Here is an 8,668-nt window from a genome sequence, read left to right on the forward strand (position 1 = left end):
GCGGGCACGATCTTCGCCCTCACGATCCAATACCGATTCCAGGGAATCAATCCATTCCGTGGTTTCGATCGGATCGAGATCTTCTCTTGTCTCCAGACTCATAGAGGTCTCTCCGAATGACGATAAAGGGTAAGCCTCACAGCCTGAAGGGCGAGCACCGTTCAGGCTGTGGGAAGAGTAATCTCATGGGGTTTATGCAGCCGTCTCGGCACGCATGTGCAAGCGAAAGCGCGCTATCTGGATGATTTGATTAATGGCTGTTTGTCGTTCAGTTACGGCGTCGTTTTCAAGTCGCTTTTCGAATGCATCGAGAATGGCGTGACGATCAAGCCCTTTAACGGCAATCACGAAGGGGAAGCCGAACTTATCCTGGTAAGCCTGATTCAGCCGTTGGAAGCGCTCAAACTCTGCAGCGGTGCACTGGTCTAGGCCTGCTCCCGCCTGTTCGCGGGTGGAGTCCTGGGTTAATTCGCCGGCCAAGGCGGCTTTTCCCGCTAGATCAGGGTGAGCGCGGATAACCGCAATTTGCTGATCAACATCGGCGTTCCTAAGCACTGCTCCCATACTGTCTGCTAGTACATCGGCATCATCATGCTGATCAGTAAGCCCTTGTTTCCAAAAAGTTTCTGCTACCCATGGCGAGTGTTCGAATATATCGCCGTAATGGGTAAGAAAATCTTCTAAACCAAGGCTGCTAGGGCGTGCGGCGTTTAAAATTAGCGACATTGTATGCTCCTTTTGTATTTTATTGTCATTCTTATTGTATACAATAAATATAGATAAATGTACTCTAAGAAGTGCTGTTATCGAAAAAAAACGGTTGTTCACGCCAGCAAAAACATTCGCGGCGTTAAAAAATGCGTCTAAAAAATCAAACAAAAGAGGTTTTCGCATGTTGAAGAGAAACCGAGCAGTGGCTAAGTACGTGTCGGTGGCCACACTTCTTGGCTGTATGTCGGCAGGTGCTCATGCGGCGGCGTGGAGTGATACGTTTGTGGGTTATCGCTATGGAACACAGTTTATGGAGCCTAATAACCCTGAAAATGTGGAGAAGCATATTCTCCAGTTCACCCATGCAAGTGGTTATTCACTGGGGCAAAACTTTTTCAATCTGGATCTTCTACAGTCCAGTGATGAAGATCCCGCCAGCAATAGTGACTCAGGGGCAACGGAAGCGTACTTGACATACCGTCATCAACTGCATGCGGGGGGCGTGTTTGATGAGCCGGTAGCATTCGGGCCAGTCAGGGATATGGCACTAACCTTCGGGTTTGACCTCAACACTAAAAACACCGGCTTTGCGCCGCGTAAGCGCCAACTGGTAGTTGGGCCAACGTTTAAGTTTGACGTGCAGCGAGGATTTGTAGATCTAAGCCTGTTTTATAGCCGGGAGTGGAACCACTGCGGCCTGCCACCCTGTGGGCTACCCGAAAACCAGAACAGCATCTCATTTGACCCTTATTACCAAATCAATTTGGCTTGGGGGTTACCGTTTGAAGCGGCTGCGTTACCGCTAAAATTTCAAGGCTTCTATAACTACAACGGTGGGAAAGGGGATGACTACTTTGGCGATTCGACCAAGCCTGAGCAGTTAATGCGTACCTCGCTGATGCTGGATGTAGGACAAGTCGCGTGGGGGGCGGAAAACTCGCTATGGGCCGGCGTTGGCTACGAATATTGGCGCAATAAATTTGGTAATCACAATAAGCCAGGGGTTGATACCGACGCTATGACGCTTAATATCGAATGGCATTTCTAATATAGAAACTCAGCTGCCTAGCCTTTAATTCTGAATTCAACCAATAAATGCAGCGGCTGCTAGTGCTTCTGCGTATTCTCCTAATAACACCTGGGCTGGGGTTCGGTATCCCAGCCGCTTTCTTGGTCTATCGTTGAGGTTATTGACGACGACCCTTAGCTCTGTGTCTGACCCGTGTCGGAAGCCTGTCCCTTTCGGGAAATATTGGCGAATCAGTCATTGGTGTTTTCATTAATACCACGCTGGCATGAGCGGTGCGGGTCGCAAATATATGTCTGGCCGACAAGGCCTGTTCTGGCGCATAACTCTGGTCGGCTCGTTGCGTTTTATCTCGAAGCTAATGGTGCTGCTGTGGGATCCAATGGCCCGCTGGCTGATGTCGGTCTAAAGATAGCTAAAAATTTGGTATCGTTGGGCCTGAGTCGGTTGTCGATATCCCATGCCCTGCTTCACTATGGCAGGTTAAGGCAGAGAGGATGCCGTTGCTGGCCCTCCTATCTTTACCTTATGATCCAAAGTGCTGCGGTTATTCTATGCATCCAGGCCTGAAAATTGAGCTTTCCTTTTCTCAATGGCTATATTAAAGCTATAATGCGTAAGATATATGTTTAAGGGTTACCTTAAATTTTAAAAATATAGGAATTTAGACTATGGCGTCGGTACTGAGTAACTATCTCAAAAAAGAACAGATGTTAAAGCAGCTGCAGGAAGAGCTGCAAGCGCTGGAAAACAACAGTGAGCTAAAAGCAGAGCTTGAATTCAAAGAAAGACTACAAGCACTTATGACTGAGCACGGAAAATTAGCGCGCGACGTATGTGAAATGCTTGACCCATCTTACCGCTCTAAACCAGCAAAAGCTGGAAAGGTAAGCACCAGCAGCACAGATGGGCGTAAAAAACGTCCCTTGAAGGTATACAAGAACCCACACACTGGTGAGGTAGTAGAAACCCGTGGCGGGAATCACAAAGTTATCCAGGAGTGGAAGGCTGAATTTGGTAATGAAGAAGTGGTCAGTTGGGTTGTGAAAGAAATCGCGCAATAAGACTAATTTTTATTAGTGGTGACAACGCCAGCTTGGCAAAGTTACCCTTTAAAACGCTCACTGAGCCCGCTCAGTGAGCGAAAAATTATTTAAGCGATGTGCTGGGAAAGAAAAGTAACGAGTAAGTCCATCAGCCATCCGTTAATTTCGCGACAGGTCTTCCCTGAGGATAGGTACTTCTACTCTACTAAGGCCGCCCAATCTCCACGCCTCGACTGAGTTGCTACCCTCTGGCACGTTGAACGACCCCCAAATCACTCGAAACGTGGTTGCGTACACAGACCCGTCTCCCATGACGATGTTTGCATCAATGTGAAATCGACGCTTTTGCTCTTGCATTAATGCATCATCAAAATCAGATGTCGTTTCAATATCTGCTATACCGTTATCTCTGCATGCTGTATGGAAGGCAGAGAATTTTTCCTCATAATATAGATCGGGTTCAATTTTCCGCTGGTGCATTGAAAGATGTCTTTCTTTATCACCCTCGCAGATCGCTTGAACAGCGGCTTCGACCATACCGGTTGCTGTCTCGCTGTACACCTCATCCGCCAAAGCCGAGGAAGATAGCAGCAGAGAAAGAGCCGTGGCGGTCGAACGAGAGATTAAATAGCTGTTTTTTAACATTCCCATTTCCCTTTATTTTTTAGCTCCGCTCAACTAGAAGCCGAGCATAAGCGTAGGGCGACTGATGACCACATAGGCTATAGAGGTTTTCCTCTGCTGCCCGATAGAGTGCTCTAAAGCAATTCATGTCATGTGGGTGCAGGCCTATGGGCACCTACCCCAGCAAGCAACCACAATACCCCAGTTCCGTGCCGTGATTCGGACGGCGCCTTCTAATATTAGTGGTAGTGAGCGGGCTCGCAAATTTAACTTTACTAATGCAGTGATTCTCCTCGGTGGTGCTGGGGGATGTAGATGCTAAGCCTCACACGGGTTGTAATCTGATAGCTACTCTATCGCAGTAGTATGAAGCCGTAATGGGTGTTGTGAGCTCTTGCGCCCTAGCTTGGTTGATCTACTGACCTTGGCACGAGAATTTTTTGAATCCCCGTATTGAGGGGATTGCCATCTTTCATGGCGATTGTTAAGGCAGCGAACATCCCGCCCGTTTCTTCGTTTCCAATTCGCCGCCAAAGGCTTAGCACTACCGCTTCCAGTTCCCGCATGCTCACGGGTTTGCAAAGATAGCTGTCGGCGCCACGGCCGAGACCTTCGATACGCTCTTCGAGACCGCTGCGGGCAGTCACCATGATGACACCGGCTTTGCTTTCGTCGCGCAAGCTTTTGACCGCGTCCAGGCCACTTTCACCGAACAGGCCTACATCAAGCAAGATTATGTTTGGTGCGACCTCGGAAAGCACAGGCCGCAGTTCTTCGACCGAGCCTGCCTCGTAGACCGTCATCCCACGTTTGCGGAGGTAGCGGGCCATCGGCTGACGGAAATCCGGTTCGTCATCCACTAGGGCGATGCGTATTGAGGGCATGAGAGTTTCCACTTAAGACTTGAGCACGGGTAGAGAGACATAAAAAAACCGTGCCATGGGTCTGATCTAATTTGATGCTCCCTTCGTGCAAAGCAACGATGCGCTGAACCAAATGCAGGCCCAGGCCTGCGCCCGGTTTATGCTGGGTGCGGCGTGCACGATAGAACTTCTCGAACAGACGCGGCACATCGGCGGGGTCGATGCCCGGCCCGTCGTCGCGTACGGTTACCTCCACTGTTTTTCCCTGCTGGAAGTACGAAAGCGTAACGCCCTCAGGCGTGTGGGCGTATTTACATGCGTTATCCAGTAGAGCGGAAAAAGCGATGGGCAGCAGGTAGGGGTCGGCATCCACGCGGATTGGTTCTACTGCCCCATACAGAACCACGTTGTACTCCGCGGCCAGTTCGGCCAGCACGGTGCCGACATCGAGCTCGCCTGAACGACGACTCTGTGACACGCTTTCCAACCAGTCATCGGCCAGACACCCCTCGACCAAGTTTCCTAATCGCCGTGAGACCCTATGGATACGATCCAGCTCCTCGGCCGACTCTTTGTCGTCCGCTGGCAGGTTGCAGGCGATGAGATCCGCCGATGCCGCCATGATACCCAGCGGAGTGCGGAATTCATGCGAGACCATAGTCAAGAAGTTGCGTTGCTCCTGAAGCGCTGCTTCCGCCGCGCAACGGGCAACGTTCTCCTTGATGAGGCGATCTTGTAGTAGGTCACGCAACCGCTCTGTCACCATTACCGCCAACCCTACTGTCAAACCGAAGAAGAACAGGATGCCCCAGGCGAAGAAGGTGCTTGTGCTAGGGCCGAGCCGTAACATATCCGTGGCCAATACCGGTTCCAACAAGGTTTGGGCTGCCCGTGCCAGATTGAGGGTGCCATGAAGAGCAAGCAGCACAGCGACTGCCTGATGTGCATTAAGTAGCTGAAAGCGGCTGTCGTGCACAATCGTCCAGGCACCGAGAAATACCAGAAGCGCCATACCGATGCTGATGATGCGAAGCCCCAGCGACCACAAAAGCATGACCGACAAGGATCAAGGCGTTGGCAATGGCGATGGACCAGAACGGCGGAATGACGTTTCGCCCGTATAACAGCCCTACCCCGATGCTGATGGCGACCATGCCGATGGCCCAATCACGTGGGCCAGGCAGGCTTCGGTGCAGGCGGTAAAGCAGCGCCAACGCCAAGGAAGAAAGCGCCAGGGCCATGCACAGCACCGCCAGAAGCGTGCGGGTATCAAGTTCGGTTATCACTATGAGCCACACTCACACTTTAACAAAAGGGCTGTTATTGACACGATAGCCTTGCAGGCGGCGGCGTGAGGTTCAGGAAGCATCTAACTAATTATTGGTACGCTATAGATGCGCTACTAATTCGTCAAGATCGTCGAACATGCAAACAAATGTCACAAAAATCTTTTTGACTCTCCCCGATGAGTTGGCTCTACTTAGTCCAAATTAATTAGCAATTTCGAGTTAAAAAGTGCGAGGTACTGTAATCAACTAGGGCTACAATACCTGAGCGGTAGCATTAGCGATGTACGCGTTGAGGCGGCTTCCTCATTGGGGGCGATAATAATAGATGGGGAAGGGGACAAAAATGGTGAGCGATCTTTTACAACGCGGTAACGTCAAAGAAGTCATTTTCATCGATACAGGTATTGATGGTTGGCAAACCCTTGTTGATGGAGTTCCCGATGGGGCCGACATCGTCACCCTAGACCCTTCCCGCGATGGCCTGGAGCAAATGGCGCAATGGGCACAAACCCACAGCGGTTACGACGCCATTCATATCATTAGCCATGGTTCAGAAGGCCAGATCCATCTAGGCAATTTTAGCCTCGATGAGAGTGCTATCAATACTCGTGCCTCTGATCTTGCCCAACTGGGTGCCGCTTTAAATGAAGAAGGCGATTTACTGCTTTACGGTTGCTCCGTCGCCAGCGGCGAAGGGCAAGACTTCATTACTGCCTTAGCTGAAGTTACCCAGGCGGATGTGGCTGCGTCGGATGATTTGACTGGTGCGGCGAGTAAAGGTGGGGATTGGGAGTTGGAAAGGACGGCTGGGAGTGTCGAAACAGCCGTGTTATCGAGCGAGAGCTATTCTAGTGTGTTGGCTGACGAAACAATAGGGACCAATGGCGCCGCTGGTATTGCGCAAACATCGGGCGACGCGGCAATTGGACAGACTTTCACGGCGACAAAAACGGGTGTTTTGAAGGAAATTCATGTTGCTAGTAATGATTTTGACAATGGCTCTGATTGGACCTTGACGGTGTATTCCGGAAGTGGAATTGGCGGTTCAGTCCTCGCAACGCAGACGGGCGCCTCATTCGGCAATACTTTAACAGATCTCGATGATTACACATATTCCATAGTTACCTTGTCGACGACGGTGAGTCTGACGAGTGGTTCAGTTTATACTTTTGTGTTCTCTCCTGCGGGAACGATTGGCTTGCTGTATACGGACGAAGAATACGCGGGTGGGTCGATTGTTTATGATGGCTCGGTAGTTGGTAGTAATGATTTAATTTTTCAGGTGGTTCAGGCTGATGCGGCTCCTGCCAACAACCCCCCCACCATTACCGGCGCACCTTCCGATATCACGGTAACCGAAGATACGGCTTCCAATGTTGACCTGTCTTCTGTGACGTTTGCGGATGCTGATGGCGATACCCTAACCGCGACCTTAACTGCCTCGGCAGGCACTTTGGCCGCTTCCAGTGGTGGTGGCGTAGCTGTCACTGGGTCTGGCTCGAGCGCATTAACCTTGTCGGGCAGTGTTGCGAATATCAATACGTACTTAGATACCACTTCTAACATTCAATACACCGGCGCGAGCAACGCCAGTGGTGATAACGCCGCTACGTTAACGATTAAGGCGAATGACGGCACGGTGGATTCGAGTGCGACAACGGTTAACGTGGATATTACTGCTGTTGATAACGCTGCCACCTTCGGCTTTGAATCAGGTGTCACTGGACTCGGTACAAAAACAGTCACTGCTGTTGGTACAAGTGCTACGTTTACTATCGAAAGTGAAAGTGCAAATCTGCTAGACAGTGATAATGGTGGCTTCACAAATGTAAATTTATCCGGTTCTGAATCGATTGATACTGGTGAATGGGCTCCTGCTGAGACGAAGCTTACTTTCTCTATTGATTCTGGAAAGCAATTTGATCTTTCAAGTTTGATGCTTCAAAGTTGGGATGGTGATAATGAAGTTATTGTTTTGACTTCGGATAAAGGAAGCATAGAATTTATTGCCTCAAATACCACTGTTACCACTCTAGATATAGAAAATCATATTAATGCGGACTTTTTTAAGGGTATTACTTCTTTTACTTTGACTGAGAATACAGTAGATGGAGAATATAGTGGCTTTTACATTACCTTTGACGACCTCGTTGTCACCAACATCACTGCTGTTCCTACAAACGCTGCATCTACCATCACTGGAGCACCTTCCGATATCACGGTAACCGAAGATACGGTTTCCAATGTTGACCTGTCTGATGTGACGCTTGCCGACAGCGATGGTGATAACCTCACTGTCACGCTTACTGCATCGGCAGGCACGTTAGCCGCTTCCTCTGGTGGCAGCGTGACCGTGAGCGGCTCCGGCGCAGGGGTTCTGACACTTGCTGGTACCGCCGCGAATATTAATACCTATTTGGACACTACGACCAACATTCAATACACCGGCGCGAGCAACGCCAGCGGTGATAATGCCGCTACGTTAAGTATTAAGGCGAATGACGGCACGGTTGATTCCAGTACGACAACCGTTAACCTCGATATTACCGCAGTTAACGACGCCCCCACCGTTGCTGGCGCGCCTTCAGATATCACAGTAACCGAAGACACGGCTTCCAATGTTGACTTGTCTTCTGTGACGTTTGCGGATGCTGATGGCGATAGCCTAACCGTGACCTTAACCGCATCAGCAGGTACTTTAGCCGCTTCCAGTAGCGGTAGTGTGACCGTCGCGGGCTCTGGCACGGGCGCATTAACTTTGTCGGGCAGTGCCGCAGATACCAATGCGTATTTAGATACCATTTCTGCTATTCAATACACCGGTGCCGAAAACGACAGTGGTGATAATGCCGCTACGTTAAGTCTTAAGGCGAATGACGGCACGGTTGATTCCAGTACGACAACCGTTAACCTCGATATTACCGCAGTTAACGACGCCCCCACCGTTGCTGGCGCGCCTTCAGATATCACAGTAACTGAAGACACGGCTTCCAATGTTGACTTGTCTTCTGTGACGTTTGCGGATGCTGATGGCGATAGCCTAACCGTGACCTTAACTGCTTCTGCCGGTACTTTAGCCGCTTCCAGTAGCGGTAGTGTGACCGTCGT

The 8,668-nt window shown here is 50.2% G+C and carries 8 protein-coding genes and 1 pseudogene; 3 read left to right on the forward strand and 6 right to left on the reverse strand.

The genetic code is table 11. The features are described 5' to 3' along the window. Positions 1-192 precede the first annotated feature (192 nt). Entirely contained in the window at positions 193-726 is a 534-nt protein-coding gene (gene uraD, locus ACW17M_RS23905; RefSeq protein WP_041159101.1) for a 2-oxo-4-hydroxy-4-carboxy-5-ureidoimidazoline decarboxylase, read from the reverse strand. Positions 727-892: 166 nt separating this feature from the next. Here uraD and ACW17M_RS23910 point away from each other — a divergent pair, with 166 nt between their 5' ends. Then, positions 893-1,759 (forward strand): hypothetical protein, encoded by an 867-nt coding sequence (locus tag ACW17M_RS23910; RefSeq protein ID WP_414127413.1) that lies wholly within the window; start codon positions 893-895, stop codon positions 1,757-1,759. 36 nt (positions 1,760-1,795) lie between these two features. On the opposite strand, the pseudogene ACW17M_RS23915 reads toward ACW17M_RS23910, so the two are convergent. Beyond that, positions 1,796-2,034 (reverse strand): annotated as a pseudogene (locus ACW17M_RS23915) (transposase); the annotation flags it as partial. Between the two features lie 375 nt (positions 2,035-2,409). On the opposite strand from ACW17M_RS23915, the gene ACW17M_RS23920 reads away from it, so the two are divergent. Beyond that, complete coding sequence (locus tag ACW17M_RS23920; RefSeq protein ID WP_027958395.1) at positions 2,410-2,802, forward strand: histone-like nucleoid-structuring protein, MvaT/MvaU family; 393 nt, start codon at positions 2,410-2,412, stop codon at positions 2,800-2,802. 141 nt (positions 2,803-2,943) lie between these two features. Here ACW17M_RS23920 and ACW17M_RS23925 read toward each other — a convergent pair whose 3' ends face one another. From ACW17M_RS23925 to ACW17M_RS23940, 4 genes are all read right to left on the reverse strand, one after another. Next, complete coding sequence (locus tag ACW17M_RS23925; RefSeq protein ID WP_022521385.1) at positions 2,944-3,429, reverse strand: hypothetical protein; 486 nt, start codon at positions 3,427-3,429, stop codon at positions 2,944-2,946. Positions 3,430-3,809: 380 nt separating this feature from the next. Then, entirely contained in the window at positions 3,810-4,292 is a 483-nt protein-coding gene (locus tag ACW17M_RS23930; RefSeq protein ID WP_052475711.1) for a response regulator transcription factor, read from the reverse strand. Further along, positions 4,261-5,283, reverse strand: a complete 1,023-nt coding sequence (locus ACW17M_RS23935; RefSeq protein ID WP_457548194.1) for a sensor histidine kinase — start codon at positions 5,281-5,283, stop codon at positions 4,261-4,263. The genes ACW17M_RS23930 and ACW17M_RS23935 overlap by 32 nt, the downstream gene beginning before the upstream one ends. Further along, a complete protein-coding gene (locus tag ACW17M_RS23940; RefSeq protein WP_457548195.1) occupies positions 5,219-5,557 on the reverse strand; it encodes a hypothetical protein in 339 nt (112 codons plus the stop codon). Before ACW17M_RS23940 ends, ACW17M_RS23935 begins: the two co-directional genes overlap by 65 nt. Before the next feature lie 346 nt (positions 5,558-5,903). Here ACW17M_RS23940 and ACW17M_RS23945 point away from each other — a divergent pair. Then, on the forward strand, positions 5,904-8,668 hold a 2,765-nt coding region (locus tag ACW17M_RS23945), incomplete at its 3' end, for a DUF4347 domain-containing protein (protein WP_457548196.1).

This window comes from Vreelandella sp. 2A-K22, assembly GCF_054065485.1.

Coding starts and splice junctions, on each gene's coding strand:
- uraD (WP_041159101.1), bottom strand. CDS start 726: ATGTCGCTAATTTTAAACGCCGCACGCCCTAGCAGCCTTGGTTTAGAA.
- ACW17M_RS23910 (WP_414127413.1), top strand. CDS start 893: ATGTTGAAGAGAAACCGAGCAGTGGCTAAGTACGTGTCGGTGGCCACA.
- ACW17M_RS23920 (WP_027958395.1), top strand. CDS start 2,410: ATGGCGTCGGTACTGAGTAACTATCTCAAAAAAGAACAGATGTTAAAG.
- ACW17M_RS23925 (WP_022521385.1), bottom strand. CDS start 3,429: ATGTTAAAAAACAGCTATTTAATCTCTCGTTCGACCGCCACGGCTCTT.
- ACW17M_RS23930 (WP_052475711.1), bottom strand. CDS start 4,292: ATGCCCTCAATACGCATCGCCCTAGTGGATGACGAACCGGATTTCCGT.
- ACW17M_RS23935 (WP_457548194.1), bottom strand. CDS start 5,283: ATGGCGCTTCTGGTATTTCTCGGTGCCTGGACGATTGTGCACGACAGC.